This is a genomic window from Cupriavidus sp. H18C2 (genome assembly GCF_049393795.1).
GTDB lineage: Bacteria > Pseudomonadota > Gammaproteobacteria > Burkholderiales > Burkholderiaceae > Cupriavidus > Cupriavidus pauculus_C.
In genome coordinates this window covers 1,293,364-1,319,896 of sequence record NZ_CP186011.1, presented here as the reverse complement: position 1 = coordinate 1,319,896, position 26,533 = coordinate 1,293,364, and the positions used below count along the sequence as shown (strand labels likewise).

Annotated in this window: 22 protein-coding genes and 2 pseudogenes; 6 read left to right on the top strand and 18 right to left on the bottom strand. The window is 63.0% G+C overall.

All coding sequences use genetic code 11. The features are described from left to right. Window positions 1-72: 72 nt before the first annotated feature. The 6 genes from EPAKOI_RS22465 to EPAKOI_RS22440 all read right to left on the bottom strand — a co-directional run bounded on the left by EPAKOI_RS22465 (window position 73) and on the right by EPAKOI_RS22440 (window position 4,600). The gene (locus tag EPAKOI_RS22465) at window positions 73-402 is read right to left on the bottom strand and encodes a flagellar protein FliT (RefSeq protein ID WP_124686753.1); all 330 of its coding nucleotides are present in this window, start codon (window positions 400-402) and stop codon (window positions 73-75) included. 2 nt (window positions 403-404) lie between these two features. Beyond that, window positions 405-854: a flagellar export chaperone FliS gene (gene fliS / locus EPAKOI_RS22460; protein WP_124686127.1), complete on the bottom strand. Its 450-nt coding sequence runs from the start codon at window positions 852-854 to the stop codon at window positions 405-407. Between the two features lie 17 nt (window positions 855-871). Beyond that, the gene (fliD, locus tag EPAKOI_RS22455; RefSeq protein ID WP_423193737.1) at window positions 872-2,293 is read right to left on the bottom strand and encodes a flagellar filament capping protein FliD; all 1,422 of its coding nucleotides are present in this window, start codon (window positions 2,291-2,293) and stop codon (window positions 872-874) included. A gap of 48 nt (window positions 2,294-2,341) precedes the next feature. Beyond that, window positions 2,342-2,716 carry a flagellar protein FlaG gene (locus EPAKOI_RS22450; protein ID WP_423193736.1) on the bottom strand — a complete coding sequence of 125 codons (375 nt, stop codon included), beginning with the start codon at window positions 2,714-2,716 and terminating at the stop codon, window positions 2,342-2,344. Window positions 2,717-2,842: 126 nt separating this feature from the next. Next, the gene (locus EPAKOI_RS22445) at window positions 2,843-4,024 is read right to left on the bottom strand and encodes a FliC/FljB family flagellin (protein WP_124686130.1); all 1,182 of its coding nucleotides are present in this window, start codon (window positions 4,022-4,024) and stop codon (window positions 2,843-2,845) included. 255 nt (window positions 4,025-4,279) lie between these two features. Next, a complete protein-coding gene (locus EPAKOI_RS22440) occupies window positions 4,280-4,600 on the bottom strand; it encodes an RNA chaperone Hfq (protein ID WP_423193735.1) in 321 nt (106 codons plus the stop codon). A 930-nt stretch (window positions 4,601-5,530) separates the two neighbouring features. Here EPAKOI_RS22440 and EPAKOI_RS22435 point away from each other — a divergent pair. Together EPAKOI_RS22435 and EPAKOI_RS22430 are read left to right on the top strand one after the other, a co-directional pair. Continuing rightward, window positions 5,531-7,480 (top strand): methyl-accepting chemotaxis protein, encoded by a 1,950-nt coding sequence (locus tag EPAKOI_RS22435; protein ID WP_423193734.1) that lies wholly within the window; start codon window positions 5,531-5,533, stop codon window positions 7,478-7,480. A gap of 195 nt (window positions 7,481-7,675) precedes the next feature. Continuing rightward, on the top strand, window positions 7,676-9,229 hold the full coding sequence (locus tag EPAKOI_RS22430; protein WP_423193733.1) for an MDR family MFS transporter: 1,554 nt from the start codon (window positions 7,676-7,678) through the stop codon (window positions 9,227-9,229). Between the two features lie 4 nt (window positions 9,230-9,233). On the opposite strand, the gene EPAKOI_RS22425 is transcribed toward EPAKOI_RS22430, so the two are convergent. The 7 genes and pseudogenes from EPAKOI_RS22425 to EPAKOI_RS22395 form a co-directional block, all read right to left on the bottom strand. Further along, the gene (locus tag EPAKOI_RS22425) at window positions 9,234-10,172 is read right to left on the bottom strand and encodes an oxygenase MpaB family protein (RefSeq protein WP_409559039.1); all 939 of its coding nucleotides are present in this window, start codon (window positions 10,170-10,172) and stop codon (window positions 9,234-9,236) included. Between the two features lie 67 nt (window positions 10,173-10,239). Beyond that, window positions 10,240-11,277, bottom strand: coding sequence for a cytochrome d ubiquinol oxidase subunit II (locus EPAKOI_RS22420; RefSeq protein ID WP_423193732.1), 1,038 nt, complete (start codon window positions 11,275-11,277; stop codon window positions 10,240-10,242). Further along, entirely contained in the window at window positions 11,274-12,644 is a 1,371-nt protein-coding gene (locus tag EPAKOI_RS22415) for a cytochrome ubiquinol oxidase subunit I (RefSeq protein WP_423193731.1), read from the bottom strand. The genes EPAKOI_RS22420 and EPAKOI_RS22415 overlap by 4 nt, the downstream gene beginning before the upstream one ends. 3 nt (window positions 12,645-12,647) lie before the next feature. After that, window positions 12,648-13,349, bottom strand: coding sequence for a GbsR/MarR family transcriptional regulator (locus EPAKOI_RS22410; protein ID WP_423193730.1), 702 nt, complete (start codon window positions 13,347-13,349; stop codon window positions 12,648-12,650). A 436-nt stretch (window positions 13,350-13,785) separates the two neighbouring features. Beyond that, entirely contained in the window at window positions 13,786-13,881 is a 96-nt protein-coding gene (locus tag EPAKOI_RS22405; RefSeq protein ID WP_423194561.1) for a hypothetical protein, read from the bottom strand. 81 nt (window positions 13,882-13,962) lie between these two features. Then, window positions 13,963-14,302 (bottom strand): annotated as a pseudogene (locus tag EPAKOI_RS22400) (zinc-finger-containing protein); the annotation flags it as partial. Window positions 14,303-14,410: 108 nt separating this feature from the next. Beyond that, the gene (locus EPAKOI_RS22395) at window positions 14,411-16,162 is read right to left on the bottom strand and encodes an RNA-directed DNA polymerase (RefSeq protein WP_423193729.1); all 1,752 of its coding nucleotides are present in this window, start codon (window positions 16,160-16,162) and stop codon (window positions 14,411-14,413) included. A 327-nt stretch (window positions 16,163-16,489) separates the two neighbouring features. Here EPAKOI_RS22395 and EPAKOI_RS22390 point away from each other — a divergent pair, with 327 nt between their 5' ends. From EPAKOI_RS22390 to EPAKOI_RS22375, 4 genes are all read left to right on the top strand, one after another. Then, a complete protein-coding gene (locus EPAKOI_RS22390) occupies window positions 16,490-17,209 on the top strand; it encodes a tyrosine-type recombinase/integrase (RefSeq protein ID WP_423193728.1) in 720 nt (239 codons plus the stop codon). A 401-nt stretch (window positions 17,210-17,610) separates the two neighbouring features. Next, window positions 17,611-18,165: a hypothetical protein gene (locus EPAKOI_RS22385; RefSeq protein WP_423193727.1), complete on the top strand. Its 555-nt coding sequence runs from the start codon at window positions 17,611-17,613 to the stop codon at window positions 18,163-18,165. A gap of 10 nt (window positions 18,166-18,175) precedes the next feature. After that, window positions 18,176-20,245: a Mu transposase C-terminal domain-containing protein gene (locus tag EPAKOI_RS22380; protein ID WP_423193726.1), complete on the top strand. Its 2,070-nt coding sequence runs from the start codon at window positions 18,176-18,178 to the stop codon at window positions 20,243-20,245. Beyond that, on the top strand, window positions 20,235-21,164 hold the full coding sequence (locus EPAKOI_RS22375) for a TniB family NTP-binding protein (protein WP_423193725.1): 930 nt from the start codon (window positions 20,235-20,237) through the stop codon (window positions 21,162-21,164). The genes EPAKOI_RS22380 and EPAKOI_RS22375 overlap by 11 nt, the downstream gene beginning before the upstream one ends. Before the next feature lie 2,206 nt (window positions 21,165-23,370). On the opposite strand, the gene EPAKOI_RS22370 is transcribed toward EPAKOI_RS22375, so the two are convergent. The 5 genes and pseudogenes from EPAKOI_RS22370 to EPAKOI_RS22350 form a co-directional block, all read right to left on the bottom strand. Further along, window positions 23,371-23,433, bottom strand: a complete 63-nt coding sequence (locus tag EPAKOI_RS22370) for a hypothetical protein (protein ID WP_423194560.1) — start codon at window positions 23,431-23,433, stop codon at window positions 23,371-23,373. 34 nt (window positions 23,434-23,467) lie between these two features. After that, the gene (locus tag EPAKOI_RS22365) at window positions 23,468-23,671 is read right to left on the bottom strand and encodes a Rid family hydrolase (protein ID WP_423194559.1); all 204 of its coding nucleotides are present in this window, start codon (window positions 23,669-23,671) and stop codon (window positions 23,468-23,470) included. A 154-nt stretch (window positions 23,672-23,825) separates the two neighbouring features. Then, window positions 23,826-24,857 (bottom strand): DMT family transporter, encoded by a 1,032-nt coding sequence (locus EPAKOI_RS22360; RefSeq protein ID WP_423193724.1) that lies wholly within the window; start codon window positions 24,855-24,857, stop codon window positions 23,826-23,828. Between the two features lie 238 nt (window positions 24,858-25,095). Further along, window positions 25,096-26,163, bottom strand: a complete 1,068-nt coding sequence (locus EPAKOI_RS22355; RefSeq protein WP_423194558.1) for a PLP-dependent aminotransferase family protein — start codon at window positions 26,161-26,163, stop codon at window positions 25,096-25,098. A 123-nt stretch (window positions 26,164-26,286) separates the two neighbouring features. Continuing rightward, window positions 26,287-26,472 (bottom strand): annotated as a pseudogene (locus EPAKOI_RS22350) (GntR family transcriptional regulator); the annotation flags it as partial. Window positions 26,473-26,533: the final 61 nt, after the last annotated feature.

Genomic DNA, 26,533 nt, shown 5'->3' with positions numbered 1-26,533 from the left:
CGCGTGTCAGCGATGGGAACGGATGCGCCACGCGCGCGCGCGGCGCCCCGGTCGGCCCGGGGGCGCGGTGGGTCAGACGGCGCCGTAGGCCGTGGAAAGTTCGAGCTTACGGCGCGAGTTGTTGAGCAGTGCGCCCAGTTCGGCCAGGCGCGGCATGGTCAGGTCGCGGATGCGGGCGTCGTGGGCCAGGATGCGCTCCAGCAGCTGGAAGCGGCGCAGGCGCTCGGCGTCGGTGAACGGCGCGCTGTGGTCCAGCAGGCGCAGGCGGTCCACTTCGGCCATGTAGACCTTCTGCAGGTCAGCCAGCGCGTCCCAGTTCGACGCGCGCGCGGCGTCGAGCATCTGCTCGGACAGCACCAGCAGCTCTTCGTAGCTGCGAACGATGGGGGACATGGCAAACATCATCAGTTGTCCTGCAAAACGGGTTGGGCCGCCACGGCCGGCTCGTGCGGCATGGCGTCGGCGGGGGCCGCCGGGTCGATGGCCGCCCAGGCCGAGGCCAGGTTTTCAAGCAGGGTGTCGACTTCGGCCAGCAGGGCCGGGTCGCTGCGCAGGTTGGCCAGCATCAGGCGGCGGGTCATGTATTCGTACAGCGATTCGAGGCTGGCGGAGATCTCTCCGCCCGCCTCGTGATCCAGCACCGCGCGCAGGCCGTTGTCGATGATGTTGATGGCCTTGGAGATTGCATTGCCGCGCGCTTCCAGCTCGCCGTTTTCCATATGGAACTTCGCCCGGGCGATGGCCGAGCGCGCGCCGTCGTACAGCATGGCGATCAGCTTGTGCGGGCTGGCACTCATGACCCCGGTCTGGACACCGACCTGGGCATAGGCGTTGATACCTTGGCGCGCGAACATGGCGAGACTCCGTTGGATTACTTCTTGGTGCTGCTGCCGTTGAGGGCCGAGAACTGCTGCGTCAGGTAGCTGCTGGTCTGGTTCATCTGGGCGACCAGCAGGTCGAGCTGCGTGAACTGCTTGCGGTAGCGGTCCATCGTCGCGGTGATCTGGTCCTGGGTGAACGTGTACTTGTCTTCCAGGTCCTTCAGCGTCGACGTGATGCCGTCGGTGGCCGCGGACAGCGCGCCGCCGGTGGCGTTCAGCGAGTCGTTGTAGTCGGTCACGGTCTTGCCGATGCCGGCAGCGCCGTTCACGCCGGCAAACACGGCCTTCAGCTTGTCCATGTTGTTCGTGATGGTCTTGGACAGCTTGTCGTCGTTGACCTTCAGCGTGCCGTTGTTGCTGCTGTCCAGCGAGAACTCCACGCCGATATCGGACAGCGTGATGGTCTTGCCGTTGCCGTCGGACATCGGCGTGTTCAGCATGGCGCGCATGCGGGCCTGGATGTTGCGCAGCGTGCCGTCGCCGTTGAGCGCGCCCTTGGTGCCGGCGTCGGTGTCGAAGGCGGTCAGCGTCTTGGCGGCGGTCAGCACGTTGTTGTACGCGGCCACGAAGCCGGCCACGGCGGTCTTGATCGACGCCGTGTCCACCGTCATGTCGAGGCTGGTGGTGCCCAGGCTCTTCAGGTTCAGCGTGACGCCCTGCGCGGCCTCGGAGATCGTGTTGCTCTGGCTCGTGACGGCGATGTTGTTGATCGTCAGCGCGGCGTTGGCGGCCTTGACCTTCTCGGACATGCCGTTGGGCTGCGTGGCCAGGGTGGGGTCGAAGGCGACCACGTCACCCACGGCGCTGTCGCTGGCGGAAACCTTGAAGCCCGACTTCGTGCCGGTCTGGTCCGACGTCAGCACCAGGCGGTAGGGCGTGCCGCTGCCGTCGTTGATGATGCTGGCCGTCACGCCGATGCCGGCCTTGTTGATCGAGTCGCGGATGCCTTGCAGCGACGTGTCCGAGCCAATCGTCACGGTCTTGGTGCTGGTGGGCGTGCCGCCCGAGCCCAGGTTCTCGCCAAAGTCGAATGTGATGGTGCCGCCGCCGATGGCGGCCTTCTGGTCGGCCACCCGCTTGGAGACCACGCTCTGCGCGGCGGCCAGCGAGGTGACGTTGACCGTGTACTTGCCGGACACGGCCGTGGCGTCGTTGGTGGCCGTCAGCACGCTGTCGCTGCCCACCTTGGCGGTCACGGCGCTGTAGGTCTGGGCGTTGGCCAGCGTCTTGGCGGCGGCCGCGTAGGCGTCCAGCACGCTCTTGACGGTGCCGTAGCCGCTCAGCTTGGCCTGGTAGCTCTTGGCCTGGGTGTTGATGGCGTCCAGCCGGGTGTTCTCGCTCGCTTCCAGCTTGTCGAGCAGATCGCCAAGCTGGAGATTGGAGCCTACGCCGATGTTCGAGATCGCTGCCATGTTCTTTTACCTGTTTTTGTTGTGCTTCAACTGACGGGTTGCGAGGAATCAGACTGCCTGGCTGACGAACAGCCCCTGGAGCTTGTCGATGGCGCGCGCGAAGCGCAGCACCTCTTCACTGGGCAACTGGCGGATCAGTTCGCCGGTTTCCTTGTCCACTACCTTGGTGATCACGCGGTGCGTGGTGTCGTCGATTTCGAACCGCAGGCCGATGGAGGTGGTCTTGAGCACGTCGACCAGTTCGTCGACGGCGGCCGTCATGTCGCCCGGGCCGGTGCGGCCACCCATGTCCTGGGCGGCGGCGGCCGGCCGGACGGCACCGGCGGTCACGGCCGCCGCGGCGGGCGCGGGGGCGTGCGTGACGGCGGCGGGTTCGGCGGGAATGCGTGCCGCCGGGATGGAAACGGGTTGGGTGGATGCCATGGTCAGCTCCGTCCGGTAGGGCAGGGATAACACTACGGTTGAAATGTTTTGCAGGCAGTGGTCTGCCTGCAAAACACTCCGGCAAAAAAACCGGGCCTTGCGGCCCGGTTCTCTGCGGCGCGGCGATTAACGCAGCAGCGAGAGCACGTTTTGCGTGGTCTGGTTGGCTTGCGACAGCACCGACGTACCAGCTTGTTGCAGGATGTTCGCGCGGGTCATGTTCGACACTTCCGTTGCGTAGTCTGCGTCTTCGATGCGCGAACGCGAGGCCGACAGGTTGTTGATCGTCGTGCTCAGGTTGTTGATCGCGGATTCGAAGCGGTTCTGCACGGCACCCAGCGAGGAGCGCAGGGCGTCGACCGAAGCCAGGGCCTTGTCCAGCGTTGCCAGCGGGTTGGCCGTGGCAGCGTTGGTGACAGCCGACGTCGTCGTGGCGGCCTTGATGGCAACCACACCGGTCGTCGTGTTCAGCGTGCCCATCGACGAGTCGATGGCGATGTACACGTTGGCTTGCGTGTCGTCCAGGTTCTTGGCGTTCAGTGCCTTGACGTCGGCGGCGTTCGTTGCCGTGGTCAGGGCCACTTGCATGAACAGCTTGCCGTTGCTGTCCTTGACCAGCGAGGCGGTAGCGCCCGTGTTGGTCGACACGCCCAGGGCGGTGCGCAGGGCAGCCGTCGTGTTGGCGGTGGTAGCGTCGGCAGCGGCGGTTGCGCCAGCGCCGAACACGTCGGTCACGGCCTTGTCGCCAGCCGTCACAGCGGTCACGCCGCCTTGCGGGCCGTTCACGTTGAAGCCCATGGCGCCCAGGGTCTTCGAGGTGATTTCCTTCAGGTCGATCGAGATCGTTTCGCTGTCGTTGGCGCCAACTTGGATCGTCATCTTCTGATCCTTGGCCAGAACCTTCACGCCGTTGAATTGCGTTTGGGCCGACACGCGGTCGATTTCAGCCAGACGTTGTGCGATTTCGTCCTGGACCGACTTCAGGTCCGACTGCGAGTTCGTGCCGTTGGCGGCTTGCACCGACAGTTCACGGATACGTTGCAGGTTGTTGTTGACTTCGGTCAGCGCGCCTTCGGTCGTCTGCGAGATCGAGATACCGTCGTTGGCGTTGCGCGAAGCTTGCGTCAGGCCCTTGATGTTGGCGGTGAAGCGGTTGGCAATGGCTTGGCCAGCTGCGTCGTCCTTGGCGCTGTTGATGCGCAGACCCGACGACAGGCGTTGGATTGCGGTGTTCAGCGACGATTGCGACGTGTTCAGGTTGCTCTGCGTTTGCAGCGACAGAATGTTGGTGTTGATGACTTGCGCCATGGTACGACTCCTATTTGCAATGTTTTAGGCATTCCGGCAGTTGCCGTAACGTTGGCTGCCTGCGTTGCAGGGCGTAGAGTGCCTCCGTTGCAAAGGTTATCGACCGTGGGTGAGAAGACTTTAGAGTGACTTTTGCGCGCGTTGCGGGCGCAGGCAAAACGTGTGCAGGCAGCCTGGCCGGGCCATCGGCGCGCCGCCCGCGCGGCGCTATATATATAGGGGCGCGCACTTGGGGGCGGCCGCCGGCCGGGCCGCTCAGCGGCGCTTGCGGGTGCGCGGGATGAACAGGCGCACGAAGTCCGGCGACGCCTCGGCGTCCAGCATGGCCGTGGCCTCGCCCGCGCCATGGGCGGGCGTCACCACCGTGATGGCGCGCTTGTAGATCACCGTGGGGGTGGCATCTTCCGCGGAACGCCCCAGCAGGATCATGTAGTTGTCCGACGCCAGCACCACGCCGTTGAGACGCGTGCCGTTCGACAGGTGGACAACCACCGCGGCGCGGCTGGCGCTGTGCGCGGCGAACTGCAACTGCTGCAGCTTTCTGCTGGGTCTGGGAGCCTTGATTTCCTTCTTCACAACTTCTCCGGAAGAGCCCGCGAGGGTTCTGGCGGCTGACAACGGTCCGATGGTCGGGGCCTGTGGGCGGCGTCGCTCTAAAAGTGACGTTCCGGCCAGGCCGACGGCGGCGAGAATTGAAACATTCGCTCTCGGAACCGGCGCTGGGACGTGCCACCATCATTGCAGCAGACAAGCGTTTCACGAAAGTGGCGAACGCTGCCCAACTGCGCCGGCGTGGCGGCACTGCCAGGAGAGAAGGGGAATACTTCAGGCGGGAGAGTAACAAAGTTTTACAAGCGTTGACGAAGCCCCGGTGATGCTGGGCCTAGAGGATTTGCTCTATTTCACCGATTGCGTGATGCTTGCGATTCAGGTAGCACTTTTGCTCGCGAGCTTGCAGGCGGTAGCCGGAGGCGCGTCCCGCAGCCCGCGCCAGCTAAAGGTTTGCGGGCATCGTCCGTAAATCATCGACAAGTACAAAAGTGAGTCGGACCATCACTTTTGGCAGTCATGTGCGCCATACGTTACACCCGCCATCAGGGGAATCCCTGATAGAAACGCGATTTACACCTCATGTAAGCGGGTTTATATTCCCGGTTCGGGTCCGGGTACAGCCGGTCCCTTCACAGCAGTCCTGAAAGCCTACGAGCACCCCGCGCGTGGGCTTCTTTTTTTTGAGCCCGCGTCCTGCGCGGCGATCCGTCTGATCGCGGTACCTGCCGCGTCCGCCGTTTGCGGCGGCACTCGGAGTGCACGAGGCAGATTAGACGCCATGCGCTGCCCCACCAATTTGTGGAAGAGCAGCGACTTTCCCCCCCATTTCATTTTTTCGCTCAAGTGCCCAGCCTGCCGCGCCGATACCGGGCGGTGCGATGCCCCTTGGCGGGCGGATGCAGCGCGTACACGCACAAAACCGAACAAGGCGAACAACGTGAAAGGTACGAAGTGATGGGCTTGCGGAAAATGGGGATCGGCGCGCGGATGTCGCTGGCGTTCCTGGCCGTGGTGGTGCTGCTGGCCGTGGTGGCCACGGTGGGGGTCAGGGCGCTGGGCAGCATGAACGACGCGATGCATCTGGCCGTGGAGCAGCGGCTGATGCGCGTGATGGAACTGAAGGTGGCCAAGGAGCGGGTGCTGACGATCGGCATCCTGGTGCGCGACGCGGCATTGACCGAAGACCCCGCGCTGGCCGAGCAGAACGCCGAGAAGGTGAACAAGCTGCGCGGCCAGGTCAGCGCCACGCTGGAAGACCTGGGCAAGGTGATGCGGACATCGGCCAATCCGGAGTCCGCCGGAAAGCTGGACGCGCTGACCAAGGCGCGCGCCGACTACAACGGCCAGCTCGACCTCGTGCTGCAGCAACTGCGCAGCGGCGCCTTCGATGGCGCGCGCGCCGGGCTGGTGGTGACGCTGCCGGCCGCGCAGGCGGCCTATTTCGAACAGCTCGACGGCGTGGCCGAGATGGGCCGCCAGTTGGCGATGGCCGCCGTGGCCGATGCCACGCGCCAGTACCAGTTCACGCGCAACGTGCTGATCGGCATGTCGGTGGCGGCGGCCATCATCGCCGCGCTGCTGGGCGTGGCGCTGACGCGATCGGTCACGCGGCCGGCGCATCAGGCGCTGGATGCCGCCGAGGCGCTGGCGCAGGGCCAGCTTGGCCACGCCATCGTCGTGCGTAGCCAGGACGAGATGGGCCGCATGCTGGGCGCGCTGGAGCGGGCGTTTGGCCAGCTTGGCGTGCTAGTGCGTGGCATCCAGCAGGCGGCCGGGTCGATCGACACGGCCGCGCGCGAGATTGCCAGCGGCAATACGGACCTGTCGCAGCGCACCGAGGAGCAGGCGGCGTCGCTGGAACAGACCGCCGCGTCGATGGAGCAACTGACGTCGACCGTGCGCCAGAACGCCGAGAATGCCCGCCAGGCCAACCAGCTGGCGGTCAACGCGTCGGACGTGGCCACCGAGGGCGGCCGCGCGGTGCGTAGCGTCGTCGACACGATGGACGGTATCTCCAAGTCGTCGGCCCGTGTGTCGGAAATCATCGGCGTGATCGAAGGCATCGCGTTCCAGACCAATATCCTGGCGCTGAACGCGGCGGTGGAAGCGGCCCGCGCCGGCGAGCATGGCCGCGGCTTCAGCGTGGTGGCGGCGGAAGTGCGCACGCTGGCGCAGCGGTCGTCGTCGGCGGCGAAGGAAATCGGCGAACTGATCAACGGCTCGGTGCGTCAGGTGCAGGACGGCGCCAGGCAGGTGGAAGTGGCCGGCAAGACGATGGACGACATCGTCAGCGCCGTGCGCCGCGTGACCGACATCATGGGCGAGATCACGGCGGCCAGCCAGGAGCAGACGGCCGGCATCGAGCAGGTGAGCCTGGCGATTACCCAGATGGAAAGCGTGACGCAGCAGAACGCCGCGCTGGTGGAGCAGGCCAGCGCCGCCGCCGAAAGCCTGATGCAGCAGGCCGGCAGCCTGGTGACCGAGGTGGCGCGCTTCGACCTGGGCCAGCACGGCGGCCCGTCGGGCCGTGGCGTGGTGGGCCGGGCCGTGGCCGAGGTGGAAACGATTGCGCCGCGCGCGGTGCGGCAGATCGCCGCCAAGCCCGCGCCCGCGCTGCCGCGCCCGGCCGCCCGGCCGCAACCGGCGCCGGCCCGTCTGGCGCCGGCCGCCCGGCCGCAGCCGGCAGCCCGCGTGGCCGCCGTGCCGGCCGCGGCGCGTCCGCCGGTGCAGCGCAAGCCGCAGGCCGATTCGGTGCTGTCGCGTCAGCCGGCCAAGCCGGCCACGCCGCGCGCGCCGGTGTCGCACCAGCGCAAGGAACCGGTGCTGGGCGCCACGGCGCGCCGCCGCCCGGCTGCCGCGCCGGTGCCCGCCACCGCCGATGCCGGCGACTGGGAAACGTTCTGACCTTGTCCGCACCGGGGTACCCGGCGGCGCCGCAGCCGCCGGGCCGTGATCCCGCTGTCGCCCCGGCGCGCGGCGCGCTGCTGAAAGGGACCGGACAAGCACGGTTTTCAGCAGTCGCATAAAATACCGGCTCTCCTTCACCGACAGAAGAGCAGCGGAGCCCGGCCGGGCTTCATCTGCCAGCCGAGCCATTCCATGTCCGCAGCGCCCGCCTCCAGCCTTACTCCCGACGCACCGCCGCCCGATGTCCCTGTCATGCAGGTGATCTTCGGCCTGATGCTGGCCATCCTGCTCGGCGCGCTGGAACAGTCGATCGTGGCCGTGGTGCTGCCCGACATCGCGCTGCAACTGAACGGCTTCGAGGACATGGCGTGGGTGATTTCCGCCTACCTGGTGGCGTCGACCGTGGTGACGCCGATCTACGGCAAGCTGTCCGACGTGCTCGGGCGGCGCTCGGTGCTGACGTTCTCGATCGTGCTGTTCCTGCTGGCGTCGGTGGCGTGCGCGATGGCCACGACCATGCCGATGCTGATTGGCGCCCGCATCCTGCAGGGGCTGGGCGGCGGCGGGCTGATCTCGGTGTCGCAGGCGACCATTGCCGACGTGGTGCCGCTGCGCGAGCGCGGCAAGTACCAGGGCTACGTGAGCGGCGTGTGGGCCGTGGCGAGCATGGCCGGCCCGGTGATCGGCGGCTATCTGGCGCACTTCCTGTCCTGGCGCTGGATTTTCTGGATCAACATTCCGCTGTCGCTGCTGGCGCTGGTCGTGGTGCGGCGCGCGCTGCGCCATCTGCCGGTGAGCGGCCGCCGCCACCGTATCGACTATCTGGGCGCGCTGCTGTTTGGCGGCGGCCTGTCTGGCGTGCTGGTGTTCCTGACGCGCCTGGGGCAAGGCCATTCGCCGCTGGAGCCGCAGACCATTGGCCTGCTGGCGGCCGGACTGGTCGGCCTGGCGCTGTTCGTCTGGCAGGAGCGCCGCGCGACCGATCCCGTGATTCCGCTGGCGATGCTGGGCGTGCCGACCGTGGCCATCTGCTGCCTGACGCTGTTCCTGTGCTTCTTCCAGTTGATCGCGATGTCGGTGCTGCTGCCGCTGCGCTTTCAGGTGGTGGGCGGCGCGCACGCGGACACGGCGGCGCTGCGGCTGGTGCCGCTGACGCTGGCGATTCCGTTCGGCGCCTATATCTCGGGCCGGCTGATGTCGTGGAGCGGCCGCTACAAGCCGCTGCAGATGACGGGCTGCCTGGTGGCGCCGGTGGCCATCGTGGCGCTGGCGTTCACGCCGCCGCACGCGGTGCTGCCGGCGGCGCTGGTCATGATCGTGCTGGGCCTGTCGATCGGATTGCAACTGCCGAGCGGGCTGGTGGCCACGCAGAACTCGGTGCCGCCGCAGCAGGTGGGCATCGCCACGGCGCTGACCGCATTTTCGCGGCTGCTGGGTGGCGCGGTGGGCGTGGCGGTGCTGACGACGGTGCTGATCGCGCTGCTGCGCCATAGCGGCGTGGCCGTATCGGACCTGAGCGGCGGCGAGGACGTGCTGATGAGCATGTTCCGGCGCGCCATCGCCGCAACGGATCAGGGCGATGCCGCCGCCGTGCGGGTGGCCGCCGAGCGCGCGTTCCGCGTGCTGTTCCTGCTGAGCGCGGGGGTGTCGCTGATCGCGCCGTTCTTTGTGGCGCGGCTCAAGGAGACGACGCTGCGCGGCAGCCCTGCCGCGGCGGCCAAGGCGGCTGCCGCGACGGCGGAGTGAACGGTTAGTCCTGCGGCGGCGCCAGCGCGCGCCGCCGGGCCCTGGCCGCCAGCCCCGGGCCCAGCGCCCAGCGCAGCGTCGGCGCCAGCCCGCGCATGCCGGCCAGCGCCAGCGAGCGGCGCAGCGACGGCCGGTGCAGCCCCAGCATCTGGCGCGCCCACGGCGGCAGCAGCGCCACGCCGGCGTCGGCCATCGTCCGCACGGCCGGTATCAGCAGCGGGTTGGCCACCGGCATCGCCATGATCAGCCGCACCACTTCGCGCGTACGGTCGGTACTGGCCAGCCCGGCGCGCTGGGCTTCCAGGTAGGCGTCGATCTGCGCACGCGTGCGCGGCACGTCGGGCGCGCCCAGCAGGGCTGCCACTGTCGCTTCTTCCTCGAAATACCGGTCCTGTTCGGCCAGTGACAGCGGCTTCACGTAGCGCAGGTAGCCGGCCAGGAAGCTCGATACCTCGGCCACGTGCACCCATGTCAGCAACTCGGGATCGTCGGCGGCATAGGGCTGGCCGTCCGGCGCGGTGCCGCGGATCGAGGCGTGGATGCGGCGCACGCGCTCGATCAACTGCATCGCATCGGCACGGCTACCGTAGGTGGTGCCGGCGATGAACTGCGCGGTGCGGCCCAGCCGGCCCTGCATGTCGGTGCGGAACGAGGAGTGGTCCCACACGCCGGCCAACGCGCGCGGGTGCAGCGCCTGCAACAGCAGGGCGCTGACGCCGCCCGCCAGCATCGCCGGGAAATCGGCGTGGACGCGCCAGCAGACGGCGTCCGGGCCGAACAGGCCGGGGTCGCCGGGCGGGTTGTCGTAGTCGAGCGTGAGACCGGAATTGCTGCGGGTGAGCGCGCGGACCTGCGCGCCGGCATGGCTGCGCAGCCGCTGCAGCAGCAGCCCGCTGGCGGCGCCGGCGGGCGGGCGGTTCGATGGGTCGGGTGTAGCGGCCAAGGTGACGAGTCGGGGGCGATGGCGCGATGTACGCCAGCATACACCCCCGGCGCGCGCGGTCGGCGGGTCAGTCGTAGCGCAGGTCCGTGGCCTTGCCCCAGAACACGCGGTAGGCGTAGGCGGTGTAGCCGAGGATCGTCGGCAGCACGATCACCGCGCCGACCAGGATCGCCATCAGCGATTCCGGCGCGCTGGCCGCCTGCCAGATGTCGATGCGGTCCACCACGAGGTACGGGAACAGGCTGTAGGCCAGCCCGTTGAACGCCAGCAGGAAGATCACGGCCGTGCCCGCGAACGGCACCCAGCACCAGCGGTCGTTGCCGCCCGCGTGGAGGTTGCGCATGCGCCGCAGGAACCGCTCGATCGCCACGAACAGGCCCATCGTCAGCAGCGGGATCGGCGCCAGCATGATGATGTTGGGCAGCGCGAACCATTTGTCGAAGATGCGCGCGCTGACCATCGGCGTGACCACCGAGATGGCCGCCACGCCGGCCGCCGTGAGCCACAGGCTGCGCCGCGCCCAGTAGATGGCGCGCAGCTGCAGGCTGCCCGTGGTCTTCATGATCAGCCACGTGGCGCCCAGCAGGCAGTAGCCGGCCACCAGGCACAGGCCGACGGCCACGGCGAACAGCAGGTTGGGCAGGTCGTAGCGGAAGCCGGTGATGTAGAGCCCGAGCATCAGCCCCTGCGAGAAGCTGGCCAGCAGCGAGCCGGCGTAGAACGCGAAGTTCCACCACGGCTTGTGCGGATCGCGCGCCTTGACGCGGAAGTCGAACGCCACGCCGCGGATGATCAGCCCGGCCAGCATCAGCGCCACGGGCAGGTACAGGTTGGTCAGGATCACGCCGTGGGTCAGCGGAAAGGCCGTCAGCAGCAGGCCGACGCCCAGCACCAGCCACGTCTCGTTGGCATCCCAGAACGGGCCGATCGACGCGATCATGGTGTCCTTGTCGGCATCGTCGGCGCGGCGCAGCAGCACGCCCACGCCCAGGTCGTAGCCGTCCAGGATCACGTAGATCAGCATCGACAGCCCCATCAGCGCCAGGAACACCAGCGGCATCCAGCCGGCCGGCTGGCTCAGGTCGTGCATCGTGGCCGGGTTCATTGCGGGCTCCTGGGGTGGGCGAGGACGGGTTGCGGGGTGGCGATGGCCGGCCCGGCGCCGGGCTGGCCGGCCTTGCGGGCCAGGTGGAACACCACCGAGATGTAGGCGACGATCAGCACGAGGTAGAGCGACAGGTACATGGCCAGCGTGCTGCCGATCATCGTGGCGGGCACCTTGGACGCCGCCTGCGCCGTGGTCAGCACGCCGTAGACCAGATAGGGCTGGCGGCCGATCTCGGTAACGTACCAGCCGGCCACTAGGGCGATCCAGCCAGAGAACGTCATCGCCACCAGCACGCGCGCCAGCCAAGGGGCCGGGGCGCCACGCCGGCGGATCTGCCAGGCGCCCAGCCACGATACGGCCAGCATCAGCAGGCAGACGCCCACCATGATCCGGAACGCAAAGAACAGCGGGGCCACGGGCGGGTGGCGGTCGGCAAAGGCATCGATGCCCAGGATCTCGCCATCGGCCTTGTGCGTCAGGTAGATCGACGCGAGCTTGGGAATGGCGATCTCGAAGTCGTTCTGCCGCGTGGTGGCGTTGGGCAGCCCGAACAGCACGGCCGGCGCGCCTTTTTCCGTCTTCCAGATGCCTTCCATGGCGGCGATCTTGGCGGGCTGGTGGTGCAGCGTGTTCAGGCCGTGCAGGTCGCCGGCAACGATCTGCAGCGGAATCAGCATCGCGGCCAGCATCACGCCGGTGCGCAGCGAATGCATGACCTCGCGGCTGCGGTCATGGCGCAGCCAGCGGTAGGCCGAGATGCCCGCCAGCAGAAAGGCGACGGTCAGGCCAGAGGCCAGCAGCATGTGGACCAGCCGGTACGGGAACGACGGGTTGAAGATGACGGCCAGCCAGCTCACCACGTGGGCGCGGCCGTCGATCATCTCGAAACCGGCGGGCGTCTGCATCCACGAATTCAGCGCCAGGATCCAGAACGCCGACAGCGTCGTGCCGCCGGCCACCAGCAGCGTGGCGATGGTGTGCATGCGGTTGCTGACGCGGCGCATGCCGAACAGCATGATGCCGAGGAAGGTGGCTTCCAGGAAGAAGGCGGTCAGCACCTCGTACGCCAGCAGCGGGCCGGCGATATTGCCGACGGTCTCCATGTAGCCCGGCCAGTTGGTGCCGAACTGGAAGCTCATGGTGATGCCGCTGACCACGCCCAGCGCGAACGTCAGCGCGAAGATCTTGACCCAGACGCGGTAGGCGTCCATCCAGCTTTCGTCGCCGGTCTTGCCATAGCGCAGCTTGAAGAACAGCAGCACCCAGGCCAGCGAGATGCTGATGGTCGGAAACAGAATGTGGAACGTGATATTCGCGGCGAACTGGATGCGGGCCAGTATCACCGGATCGACACTTGCAAACACGGGTTACTCCTTGCGGGGGCGGGCAGGCTTGGCGGGGGATTTGCTGCTGGCCGGCGTGGCGGGCGTGGCGGGCGTGGCGGGCGTGGCGGGCGACTTGGCGGCCTTGGTGGCCTTGTCAGGGGCCTTGTCGGCGCCTTTCTGCCGGGCGCCGCCGCCTATGCCGATGGCGGTGGTCAGCCGGTCCTTGACGTCCAGCAGCTTGGTGACGCGCGAGCCCAGGCGCATCAGTTTTTCCAGCGTGGCGACGTCGAGCTTCTGCATGTCGCCAAACCACGTGGTGACCAGCAGGATCAGTCCGTACATCTCTTTCATGCGGGCCTGCGCGTGGCGGTCTTCGTCGGACAGAGGTGTCTCAAGCTGCACTTCGCGCAGCATCGACAGCGTCGGATCAATCTCGCGCCGGCGCCGCTCCTCGGCCAGCGTGCGAAAGATGGCCCAGACATCATCGGGCGCGGAGAAGTACTCGCGCCGGTCCCCCGGCTGGTGAGACAGCCGCACGAGGTTCCAGGACTCCAGTTCCTTGAGCCCGATGCTGACATTGGAGCGGGAAAAGCCCAGAGATTCGGCAATTTCGTCGGCATTGAGCGGACGCGCCGCCGTGAAAAGCAGGGCGTATATCTGACCGACCGTTCGGTTGATTCCCCACCGGCTACCCATCTCACCGAAGTGGAGGACAAACCGCTGGACCAGGGGCGAGAGCTGCATTGTCTGTTTTGAATTTTCAGAAAGTTGTGAAAGTTTAGAACAAAACGTTGCAGGACGTGTGCAGGTGTGACGGGGTGTCGCAGTGGGGGTGGGTTATGGGGGGGCAGGGTGGTGTCACGTCTCACAGTTATTGAGTTTTGTCTCACAGTTAGTGGGTCAAATTCTCAAAGTTAGTGGGTAAAAGTGTCCGCACAATGGCGTGCGGGGTGTGACTCTGAGATGGGGAGGGCCTCCACGATCGGGGTCGTCATTCGGATTCGGCAATCTCCAGTCGGTCGCAACCATGAGTCCGAGTTCCTGCATCGGCTGAAGATCGATGCATCAACGATGTGCGAGGTGGAAGTTCGACACGAAGGCGGGCACTCTTCGTACGGCGCGGTAGTCAACACGTCGAGGCCCTGGGCTGTAGTTCGCTCTTGGCGGCGTGCGAAGGGATTTAGTCGGGTTTGTCTGGCGACCAAAGCGGCAATGCCCTCCAACCTTTGCGCCAGGCAGAGGTCAGTTCGGCGTTTAGAAAGGGGCACTCGGAGATCGGGATGCCGTGCCTCGCCGCAGCACTCCCACGATCGTGCGCTGACTCTGGCGTGGCGGCCTGTTCAAGTGCCCATCGCCACGCCTTGTCGCAAGCCGCCTCGTCAAAGAGGCCAAAATTGCATAGTTCAATATCGATGGTCAGATGAGCGGCGAGCGCTTGATATGCCGCGGAGCGCTTCTTCGTGCTGGGCTTCCAAAGCAGATCAAACGGTGCCTTCGCTTTGTTCCGCGCTCCGGAGTGCTTTGTTAGCTAGAGTTCCCAGCGGCGTGGCGGTGAACGGATGCATGCCCACATAGGCATCGCAATGTGTGCATGCGTAGGACCACGGCCATTCCCCGTACGATGCGCCGTAGATCTCACTGTTATTGACTATGCGAACCGGGCTATCGCAGTAGGGGCATGCTCGGGGAGCCGGCATCTTGCTTCTGATGCGGGCGACATGTTGAGGGCTTGGATCCCACGGAGTCTTGTCTGTTAGTGCCATCATCAATTCTCCGGATCGCTTCTTGCCCAAGTTGGCGATGAGCTAGAAGTACGGGGAGTCTTCTGTATCTTCTGCATCGTCCTCGGAATCCTCGTCGTCCTCATCGAAGCCGTCGGTGTCGCCTTCGAACGACACAATGACACCTTCGTAGCTGCCATCGCCCTCCTCGTAGTCAAGCCAGTTCTCCACATCGTCAAGATCGAATAGCGCTTCAATCCCCGCAAGATTCTTCCGTGCTAGCGCATCTTGCTTTGCCGTGAACAGGGGATTCAGAGTCGCGGCTTGATCGTAGAAATGTACGTTCAGCGCCAGGAGGCAATTGAAAACTGGATCCGCAGCGATATGCGTGTTGGCGAATCCACCCCATCCTTTGATTCCTGCTTCGTAGGCCAGCAGCCACAGGTCATCATAGAGGGCACTGGATTGTTCCTGTGCTTTCCAGAATGAGTTTTTCGGTATCTTAGTCAGACGTCCGGTGCTATGAAGGTCCATCAAAATCAGCGCGCATACGGAACTGTGCATCTCTGCGACAAGATCGATGTTTGCTTCAGACAGGAGCAAGCCGAGATCCTTTGCCATCCACAGGCACCATGCCACTTCGCTGTGGTGACCTAGAGGGGCATGATCTTCGATCAAAGCGTTGATAAAGCGGCTGAGCCTTGTTTTCCCCAATGGATAGCCGACGTTCTTGTAAGTTGAGAAGATCCGAGCAATGGTTTGCAGAGTATTTGGGTATCCCATTGCGACTTGACAAATATGAGCCTCGAAGCGATCCCAGTTGTTCTTCCGGACAATGACAGAGGATGCCTTTTTGAGCGCATAAATCATGACGCTTTCATCGGCGTTTAATCGTGCCAGCTCTTTCGCCAACTCGAAGAAATGGCTGAAATCTGCCACCTGCTTGGGGCCGGTTTTGGCGATCGAAAAGCTACGGAGCCTGTGGCTCCAGAAATCATCCGTTATCTCAAGAACTGGCGATGTTTTGGTTTTTTCAAAATTGACTTGCAGCTCAAATTCTTTCAGCGAGCGGATAAGCGCCGCGAGTGCCGATTCCGCTTCGCGGGCTGTGGCAAAAAACATGAAGTAGTCATCGACATAACGGAAGCCCGCGGGCAGTCCTTTCAGGCGCTTCTTCAACTCCAGATCAACGGCTGTGGCGATGGCTTCAGCAATGATGTGTGACGTGTCCGGTCCAATCGGGAGGCCGAATGTCTGTTCGTCCTGCGCCTGACGAAGTGCCAGATCCAACAGGTTGCCAAAAAATTTCGGCGTCGGCTTCCGGCTCTTCTTTGCTGCGGCTTTGCCGTGAAGTGCCCATGGAACGGAGTGTGTGTAGATTGTCGGGAAGAATCTCGAGATGTCGGTGCGAAGCATATACCTATACCCTGCAGATTCCAGGACCTTGCGATTGTAGAGAAACTGCATCGAAGGTATGTTCGCGCCTCGAGATCCTTTGTGCAAAAATCTCGGGCGACTTGCCGATAGTCTGGATTGCCGGTAGTGCTTTAGTAACTCGCCCCAGTTCTCTGCAATATGCTTCGATAGATATGTTTGCGCAACGGGATTCGTCAGGCTCGTGACGCGCCGCTGATGACCGGCCCGCGCGACGCTGGAAAGCTCTGCCCTTGCGCCTGGTGCTTTTGGAATCTTTGGGCCTGTTTTTGGGGGCGTCTGAAGAGCGAACCATTGCGCATATAGAGCCGCATGATTTTTTGCCAGATTCTCCGTCGTGAATGATGGTGGTAGTTGGGAGGGGAAATAGCCACGCTCAAGCAGTCGTTCGGTGCGGTCCATTGTTTTTCCTTCAAGCCGCAGCGTCCCAATCTGGATTCTCCGCAGCGTTCCAAGTTGTTCGCCCAGGAACGTGCCACGATACCGCACTGCCGTGGGTCTTACACTCCCCCGCTAGCGGGGCAGTTGCTGGCGACGGTTGCGATACTACGCCGGGGTCAATGCAAGTCGATGGGCGGGGAGTTACGGAATCCAGAACGGCAAAGCGGACGTGCCCGCTTTGTCAGTAACGATGGCAACACTTTGTTCAGCGCGGGTCACTGCCACGTAGAAACTTGCCGCGGGTACTGGCTCGAGCATTGATCCTTTGGGCCGGACGCGGGCCGCGGATTGACCGCGTCGCAATGGCAGGTCGTACTGGAGGCGCTCGCCCGACTGCCGGCCACAGTGTCATCGCGACGTCTGCAGTTCGCGTTGCCGCTGCTGCACGAAACCGGTTTGCGCCTGGCCGAGTTGATGTCGACGACCACCGGAGACCTGACGTGGGAGGTCCTGCCACAACCGGGAATGCCGCCGCTCGAAGGATGGTGGCTGACCGTGCGGGGTAAGGGCGATCGGATGCGGCAGGTTCCCGTGTCGCCGGATTCGGTCTCGCGGCTGCGCGACTATCTGCGGGCACGCGGCCTGTCTGCGGACCCGGCGGCTTCGCCCGCCGTTGCGCTGATTGGGGCAAATCCGTCCGCCCGGCGCGAGCGTGGCGAGACGGCTTGGGATCCGACTCGGCACGTTGCGGCAAGCAGCTTCCACCGGCATCTTCGGGCGTTCTTCACGCACTGCGCGCAAGGTCTGCTGGAAAGCGACCCGGCGAGTGCCGCACGCCTGGGGCGAGCCACCACCCATTGGCTGCGCCACACGCACGTATGGCACGCGCTCGATGCGGGAGTCGCTGTCGAGATCGTCCAGCAGAACGTCGGCCATGTTTCACTGGACACGACCACTCGCTACGTGAAGACCGAGCGCGTGCGCAGGCTGCAGGCGATGCAGCAACTGTGGCAGGCAAGCCATGTCATGTCATGCGGCGCTGTCGCCGCGCAAGCTCAATCTTGCTAGCGCCCATGAAGCCGCGGCGATCGCCCCGTGTGGTCGCGGAAAGCCGGCTTGCGCCGGGCTCATCGAGCCGATGAAATTTATATACTGAAAAATAGAGGCGCATCTCTCGTCCAGCCTGGCAAGGCAAAGGATGCGCTCTGAGTTTGGAAGGCCTCGCATCTCGGACTATGCTTAGCTCGGACGTTTCCGCTCTGGCGAGCGGAAACGAAAAACCGCGTGGGGCAGTTGGCGCTGCGTCACGCGGTTTAGAGTTCTGCGTACGACCGTAGAGGCCTACGCATGTTGCTTGTTCGGTTACTGGGTCGGACAACCCCAGTATTGAACAGGGGGCATGCCAGGTCAAGGACTTTGTCGTCCCGCAGTTCACGAGGTGATTGAGATAAGACTTCGTGGAGGCTGGTATGCCTACGACCTCATCCATCCAATTCTTCGACGGCTTCCGGTGGGCGTTCTTGCCACCGCGAACGGGCCGGCGCGCCGTGAGTTATTACGGTCGCTGGCCGTCGCCGAGCCAGGGGCGTTCGATTCTGCTTCGCGCCAAGGAATTGCTCCCGCTGGTGGGCTTTCTGGAGGCGTGTGCCACCCTTCAGCTCATCCAGGAATTTCGCGAGCAGCCTGGCGTGCTGACGCATTTTGCTTCTGGAAAACTGGTCGAACATCGTCCGGACTTTCTTTTCTCCAGCGACGGGATCGCGCATCTGATCTTCATCCCTACGCGAGCCGGCATGCCGTTCGCATCGCCGGATAGGCAACTCGTCGCCCATGGTGACGAGGGCGTCTGCCATTTCCGCGTCTGTGCATTCTCGCCGACGAAGCCTTCCATCATCGAGCTGTCTACGTTGAGCCCATCTCATCTCATCCGGGGACCACTGAGTGGTGCCCAGCTAAGCGTGGTGCGAAGTGTTTATGACGAGTTGATCGGCGGGGCTGAGATGCGTCGGCATCGGTTCGTATGAGGAGGCGGAAATGAAGAATTCTCGACAACAAGCAGCTGTTCGTATGACGGGCGGATCCCCCGTGGCCGGCGCCGTAGGAAGTGCGGCCAACCAATCCGCGCGGATCTTTCATCGGGGTGGCAAGGCCTTTCAGGTGTGCGCTGGGCTGGATGCTAGAACCCTGATTTGCCGCGACCTTCAAGACGGCCACCTTGTCGAGTTCACAGTGGAAGAGATCGGCCTGGATTCAGGCCTCATCCGGCAGAGCGCCGGCGGACAGCTTCGCGACGCACCCGATTCCGTGCGCAAGGAGACGGCGCGCAGGCGCGGCTACCTGCGCGAAGTCGCCAAGCAGGGTGTGAGCATGTTCCGGCGGGGAAGGTGGCTGCGGGACGCCATCGATCGCGCGGCGCATCGGCTGGGCGACGCACGACCTCCCTCAGACTCCACGGTCGTGCGGTGGTGGCAGGCCTTCCTTCGCGATGGCTTCGCGGCGCTCATGTCGCACACGGATCTTCGGGGGGGCAAGGGAAAGCCTCGCTTAGCCCCAGGCCACGCCGAGAAGGTCTCCCGTGCCGTGGATCAGTGCCTGCAGCGGCCACGGCGTCCCGTCGTGGAGATCCTGGACGATCTCAATACGCAGGTCTCGGTGGAGAACGCCTGGGCGCTCGGTCCGCCTGCCCGACCCGTTAGCCGGGCTACCCTATATCGATCGCTTCACAATCGGCCGGCCATCGAGCGGTTGTCCGCGAAGGTTGGGGCCGCCGAGGCACGCCGGATGTTGAGTCTGTCCAAGGCCAATCCGAGCGAAGCGCCGCGCCGCCCGCTGCAGATAGTGCAGTCCGACCACGGTGTGCTCGATGTGGTTCTCGTTGACGAGGTGACCGGAAAGCCCGTCGGCCGACCGAATCTGTCCGTCATGATCTGCGTGGCCACACGCATGGTCGTCGCATGGGAGGTGTCGCTTGCCAGCCCGAACGAACAAACCGTCTTGGCTCTATTACGCCAGGCCATGACAGGGGCTTCCGATACGCGGTCTGGTGCGGGCGGCAGCGGCGTAGACGCTGGCCATCTATCGATCAACACACCGCGACGGCTCGCCCATGGGCAGATCGAGATGGTGCTGTTCGACCGCGCCAAGGAATTCGACTCCGCTGCAGTTCAGGCGGCCTGCACCGAGTTGGATATTGTGACGATGTTCTGCCCGGCCTATCGTCCAGATAACAAGGGGCATATCGAGCGGTTCATTGGGACGGTAAATCGCAGCTTCATCAGTTCGTTGCCCGGCACGACATATGGCAGTCCGAAAGAGCGGCTTGGCTATGATGCAGAAGGCAACGCAACGCTGACGATCTCGGCGCTCCGTGAGATCCTGGGTAGGTGGATCGATACGGTCTATGGGCTCGCGCCACACCAAGGCTTGGGTGGTGCGACGCCGGAGCTTGTCTGGCGGCAATGTGCGCCTGGCCGTCAGCTGGACTCGCTACATAGCGACGAGGCGGTGGCGCGTGCCTGTCGCCCATCGGCGCGGCGGCACGTTGGGAAAAGCGGCATCAAGCTGTTCGGTAACCAACGTTATGCCTCTGCCGAACTCGAGGGGCTCAGGCTTCGATATGGCAGGCACTGCGAAGTTACCGTTCGGTTCGACCCAATGGACCTCGGGCATATCTGGATCACTCACCCGGACACGCGATTCGAACTACTCGTACCTAACGTCGATCCCGGCTACGCGCATGGTCTTACCTTGCGTGAGCACGACCTTTTGCGTAAGCATCAACGAGCCAAGAATCTCAATGAGACGGAGCGTGTCCGGCTCGCGGCCAGCCGCACGGCATTGCGCCGAGAAATTGAAGCGGCACAGGCCGATGGAACTGTCCGACGACGCAAAGCCGCGGCGATTGCCAAGGATGCCGGCAAACGTGCGAGAGTGCGGCAGCCACAGGAAGCTGCACCGCCGCACGCCGACAACTCGCAGACCTTAGGTGTCTTTCGCATGCGCCCTCGCAAAGCGTTGCCCGGTTTCGCCTTGGGACGGATGAGCCGTCTTGGTGTCCCCCCCGTCGGATCCAGCGAGGCTGATGGAGCCGATCATGAGAGTTGAGACACAGGCCCACTTGGCTGCAAACGAAGTTTCAAAGTACATCATCGACTATCCCGCATTCCATGATTTGAGGGCGCGCATGGACGGTATGATCACCTCGCCCGATCCGAAGGGAATGTTGGTGGTGGGTGATACCCGCGTCGGAAAAACGACACTGGCGCGATCGCTTCTGGACACCCATCCCAAGACTTTTGTCGATGGCACGCCGAGCGTCCCCGTCCTCTACATCGAGATTCCCACAATACCCACCGAGAAATCCATTGCACGTGCCCTCATGCTGCAACTGGATGTGACCACGGGGCGGACGCTCAGCGAGCAGGAACTGATTGCTCGCTTCGCCAAGATTGCCGAGTATTGCCGCATCAAGCTGGTCATCATCGATGAGTTTCACCACTTCACCGAATCGTCGCACTATCCAAAGCTGCTGCGTTATGCCAATTCCGTAAAGAGCCTGATGAATCAATCGGGAGTATCGGTCGTGCTGATGGGACTGCCAAACTCGCGTGCCATCCTGGACAAAAACCAGCAACTGCGAGGCCGGTTCTCATCGGTGCAGCACATCGGCGCGTTCGCGATGGAGGAGACGGATCAGTTCAACGACTTCCTTGATGTCCTGCGAGCCCTGGCAGACAAGCTGCCGTTTGAGAACGCGGCTGAGATCGCTGACCATTTGTACGGGCCACGCATGTGGTATGCCACTCACGGCGCGCTTGGCTACGTCAAGAAACTGCTGATCGAAGCCATCGAGATGAGCGGCGCCTCAAAAAATAAGCAGCTTAGTATGAACTTGATGGAGAAGGCCTTCACTGCCGCGATCTGGCACGACGGTATCGGGAAACTGAATCCGTTCAATCGCAGCTTCAGCCATAACCTGCTGGACGAGGTGGGGCAACCATTCTGTCCTGATATGGCCTTCTGAGATGCCTCGCGCCGGTTCATGCCAAGGCGACGGGAAGTCGCCAATGAGAACGACATCCGTGGCTCAAAAGTCCCCGTTGTCGGGGGCGAATGCCGCACGATCCGTGGTGTTGGCAAGCCGTTGTGAAGTGCAAAGGGGCAGCGAAGCCCTTTGCGACGAGAGCGCACGCGGCTACGTGTTACGCGTACGATACCAGCAAGCGCTTTCGCTTGACCAGAGCAAGGCTCTCGAGGAAGAGTCAAAGAGGAAGGTTAAGGGAATTGATCGGCTACGCCAACGGGCAGCCTTCTGCCCCGAATGCTTTCAACACGCAGCATATTGGCGCGAGGATTGGGAGAGGCGGGCGGTACTCGCATGTCTTGTGCATCGACTCCGCCTCGTGGCCATCTGCCCCATTTGTAGTAGGGCGCTGAGTTGGCGCCGCTTTGATGTAGCCCATTGCATCTGCGGATTTCCGCTCGCGCTTTGGCGGCGCGAGATGGCAGGGGACGCCGAGATCCGGGTCACGCGCTATGTTCTGGGGCTACGATTGACGAACGGCGAAATGAGAAACGACTGGGGGAAACTCCCGTTACCCGTTCGCGTGCCATTTCTCAGGGCGCTCGGTTATGCGTGGATGGGCAATTCCATCACTGAACAGGAGCGCCTCGGTGGCTTGGGCGAGCGAGGGGATGCCTGTGCGTTTGCCGCCGCGGGTGACGCCCTATCTCGCCTCCGGAATCCTGCGCTATTCCTAGTAAAGGACTTTGCCGGAAGGGAGGATAGCGATCTGGTTCAGTTGCAGAAATTGGTCGCGACCGAGCTGTTTCGCGGCACCCATGGACCGATGGGAGTGAGTTTGCAGCGATACCTGCAAACAGCGGTAGCAGAGCTCTATAGAAGTGCGCCGGCCAAAGGGACTGTCCTGGGCTACTGGCTTCCCATTTTTTTGGGTGGGTCGGATACTTGGCCCGTCGATGTGGAGCAGCTTCCAAAGTGGGTGAGGCGATCCCCAACCGTGTGGACAAAAAATCCGAAAAGGGTCTCGCTAGAGGCTCTGCATGACGCTTGGCATACACGCCACGAAGGCCTGTCGTCTCGCGATTGCGCTGAGCGGTTCAACGTGCCGACGTCGATCATTGTCGCTATGTTCAAGCGGTGTGGGCACAGACGGCAAGGCGGCGAACACAAATATCCCCGACGGGCAATCGAGGAACTGTTGGGCCGTTACAAGCAATCTAGACGGACGGACGACTACATCGACATCGCTACGGTATTGCGCTATGGCATGACGATAGGAGAGTGTGTCAGCCGCTTGCTAAATCCCGCCGTCATCGAGAGGCGAGCTGTCGCCTTGGTGCGTCGGGACGCAAGTGTCGAATTAATGTTCGCCAAATGGGTTCTTCCATACTTCTGGTCCGTACGAGTTGTGGTCCCTTATGGCTATGGTGGGATTCACTGCGATTTGCGGTGGACCAGCGTTGGAGTCGCGGCGAGATTCCTGCACGTCGAGCGGGAAGACATCGTGCGATGGGTGCGCGAAGGCCGCTTGGGGGTCATTCTGCCAGGCGTGCCCAGCGAGGATATGGGAATTCCGCGCGAGATGTTGCGACGAATACGTCGGAGTCAGCAAGGCTGGCACAATGCAGAGAGCGCTCTGGATTGGCGCCCCCATACGGTTGAAACTGTTTCGACTTACCTCGTGAGATTGCCGGCGCCTACTCGCGCCAGTCCTGCGATCTAGGCGTAAGCCGGTCCCTGGCGTGTTTCCTCGGAAATATCCGGGTCTGACCTCCCAAGATGCGCTGCAAGGGACCATTGATAGTTCACCTATGCCTGGCGCGACCCGACGCCTGAGTTGGCATTTAGTAGCTAGTCTCAAGACGGGCGTGCCGAGTAAGTTGCATTGTATGTTGCACAAACCTCTGCAACGAGATACCGTTCTGTTTAACAGCTAACCCGCGGTGTCGGTGTGGCTCGACCACCTGGGATGCGGGGGAAAAAGCCGGCGTAAGCCGGTTTTTTCATTTGCGCTGGCCATGCGTTTATGGCGGAAGCGCATTGCGTGAAGAGGGACTGCCTTACCGAGAGGCGCGGTGGCGCACGCATGGTAGGAATCAGGTCGGTGACAGTCCCAAACAGACCCTTCTCGGACATCGAGCTTCCCTATGGCAATGTCGGATAGTTCTCCAAATGAAGACATTGACCTGACAGCCCAAGTCCCCGGTTACTTCGTGGCGATGCACTCGACCTCGACGCGGGCGCCTAGTGCCAACTCGCGGACGCCCACCGCACTTCTCGCCGGATAACGCCTCGGCTGGAAGTTACGTGGTGTAGACGGTATTGAAGTCTGCCCATTCCTTCAAATCAACGAGGAAGACCGTGCATTTTGCGACGCTTTCAAGGCTGTGTCCGTGCGCCTCGAGAACGGCTTTGATGTTATCCATTGTCTGACGCGACTCGGCCGCGATGCCACCGGGTGCAAGCTTCTGGGTTCCCGGGACTAAGCCGACTTGGCCGGAAAGGATAGAGCGTCGTTCCGGCTTGCACGGCTTCGGAGAAAGGGAGGGTTCCCTTTGTGACCGTGTTGGAATCTAGAAACCGAGGTTCCGCGAAAGCCGAGGAGACACATAGCGCCCCGATGACGGCGAAGAGAGCTTGACGATGTTTCATGGCCAGTCCTTAGAGAGTGGGAAATTCGATGGGTTGATCTTTTGAGGGTCCTGGCTCAATACGCTCGTAGCGTCGTCGACAGGGGGGGCGGCGCTCGGTCGAGGACGCTAGGCGCTTCGTGCAAAGCAGAATGCCGACGCCGATGGCTATCGTCCCGACGGCGTGATGCAAGTGAATGGACTCATGAAGGAAGAGCACAGCCAAGACCACGCCGAAGAGAGGGAGCAGGTGAATCGACAGCCCTGCGCGCGCGGCGCCAACGCGAGCAACGCCGATGTTGTAGAGCAGGTATGCGACAACCGAGGGGAAGATTCCTAGATATGCCATAGCACTCAGGGATTGGACGGACCAGACGGGAGCTGGTCCTGAGAAGCGCTCCCACAGATACAGGGGAAGCAGCACAGCCAACCCGATGACGATCTGTGCGGCCATAAGGCCGATGCGGTCGATGTCTGAGGGGAATGCGCGAAGCCACAGCGTATAGAGCGCCCAAGACACCATTGCGCACAATACGATTGAATCCCCCAGAGAAAACGACAGCGAGAAAAGTCGCGACCAGTCGCCTTGCAACACGATGGTGAGTACGCCCGCGAATGAGAGCGTCAGCCCCAGAATTTGAGCTCGCTTTAGAGGCTGCTTATAGAACAGAGCAGCAAACAGTGCGATCAAAATTGGGATGAAGGAGCTAAGCAACAGCGCGTTCGACGCGGTCGTGGATTGTAGGCCAACGCAGACGAAAGCGTTGAATGCGACGATGCCCATCATCGATACGCCAACTAGGCGCCCCGCATACTGTCGGTAGCGATGACGATCCCGGCGCATAACGCGCCAAGCGAACGGCAGCAACAGTGTCAAGGCGATTTGCCACCGCCAGAACAGCATCATGAATGGTGGCACTTCATCGCGGATTGCACGCCCAACAATGAAGTTGCCCGCCCAGAATAGAGGGGGCGGAATTAGTACCAGCAGGCTGAACCAATCCACACGTGAATCGATGGCCTGCTGTGCTGCTACGGCGGGGACGGGCGACTGTATGGTCATCGCGACTCCCGCTCGCCGAGACAGTCGCTGGTGCACGCACGATCTATGCGCCCCAGCCGATTTTCATCGTCCACCGTGCAAACTAAACCTGTTTCTACGTGTGTCTTGCTCATGCCTTAACTTCTGCCGCTCTGCGCTATGGGCGCCCGCTGTCAGTGTAGATTCATGGCAGCTTAGACGGCGACACACTTCGCGTAAACGAATTTAGTGTCATGCGACACTTTTATCGAAAGCGAGTTTAAAAGAGGGAGCTCGATATTGCCGTTGGGGCGCTTGCTTGTGCCAAAAGCTTCGCCATGGACTCTAGGGCACAGGTCAGATCTGGCAGAGACGGCGCGCCCAGGCAAAGTCGAAGGCCGCCGTCGTTGTCGTCAGTCGCAGCGGTCGAAGACGGCGGGGTGAGCAGAACACCTATCGACCTCGCTGCGAGTTCGATGTGAGCTGCTTTTTGCTTTGTCATTGGCAGCCAGACGTGATATCCCCGCCTTTCGCGCTTTTTCATCAGGCCGCCGAGGATGGTTTCTGCGATGATGGTCCGACGCTCGGCTTCAGTTTGTATGGAGAGGCTGAGGGCGTCAGCCGTGCCGTCGAGGATCCATTGTTCCATGAGTGCACACGTGAGGGGCGACACCATGACGGCAGTGGCTTGTAGTGTGTTAAGCGCGGCGTCAATGCTTGATCCTGGAACGACTAGTCCCCCAATGCGCATCGAAGGGTTGACCGTCTTCGACATGCTGTTCGCATAGAAGGTACGCTCTGGAGCGAGCATCGCGAGCGGCGGGAGTGATTCATCTGCGCGCAGCGCATACACATCGTCTTCGATGATTGTGGCGCTGCGCGCGCGGCACACTGAGACGATGTCCTGTCGTCTCGAAAGGCTCATGGTCGCCGCAGTCGGGTTCTGCATGGTCGGTGTTACATAGACTGCCGCACGCTCTGTTTTGCAGTTAGCTAGTGCTCGGTCCAATGCGTCAGGAATCAGACCCTCATCATCGATCGCCACGCCACGCAAGGGGACACCCTGAAATCTGGCGAGGGCGATGGCTCCCGGATAAGTCTCCGACTCCGTGAAAAGCGTGCCGTTGTGACCGCAGGCCACTGACATGGCTACTGCTACGGCGTGATGGGCTCCGCTTGTCAGCATCAGGACATTGGGATCGGCTGCCAAACCGACTTTCGCGAACCACTGCGCCATCATTCTTCGGTGTTCATCGTGGCCGCCAAATGGCGGGTAGTGGTTGAAGTGACCAGCGTCGGCCCGTTTGGCGACGGCTGCGAGCGTGCGGGCGAGTACGCGCTCAGTCATCGCAGCAGGCGGCGCGTTCCGAGACAAGTCGATGAGGGGGCCTCGTCGAGCGTGACTGATTGCGACGAACGTTCCTCTTCCTTTGACGCTTCTTACTAGACCCCTACGTTCCAACATGCCATACGCTTTCGTGACCGTCCCGATGCCAATGCCGAGTTGATCGGCAAGATCCCGATGCGCCGGCAATCGGTCGCCTGTTTCGAGTGAGCCGTCCAGGATGTCTTCCGACAAAGCTGTGGCTAGTCGGTCGCAAGGAGATGAAGAAGTGGCGTCGGAAAGACGAGGGTTCCACGGAGATCGAAGGCGCATGACCAGTACCAATAGTGTGTTGTGACACTTTGCTGATTGGCTTGTAGTGTCACGTCAACTA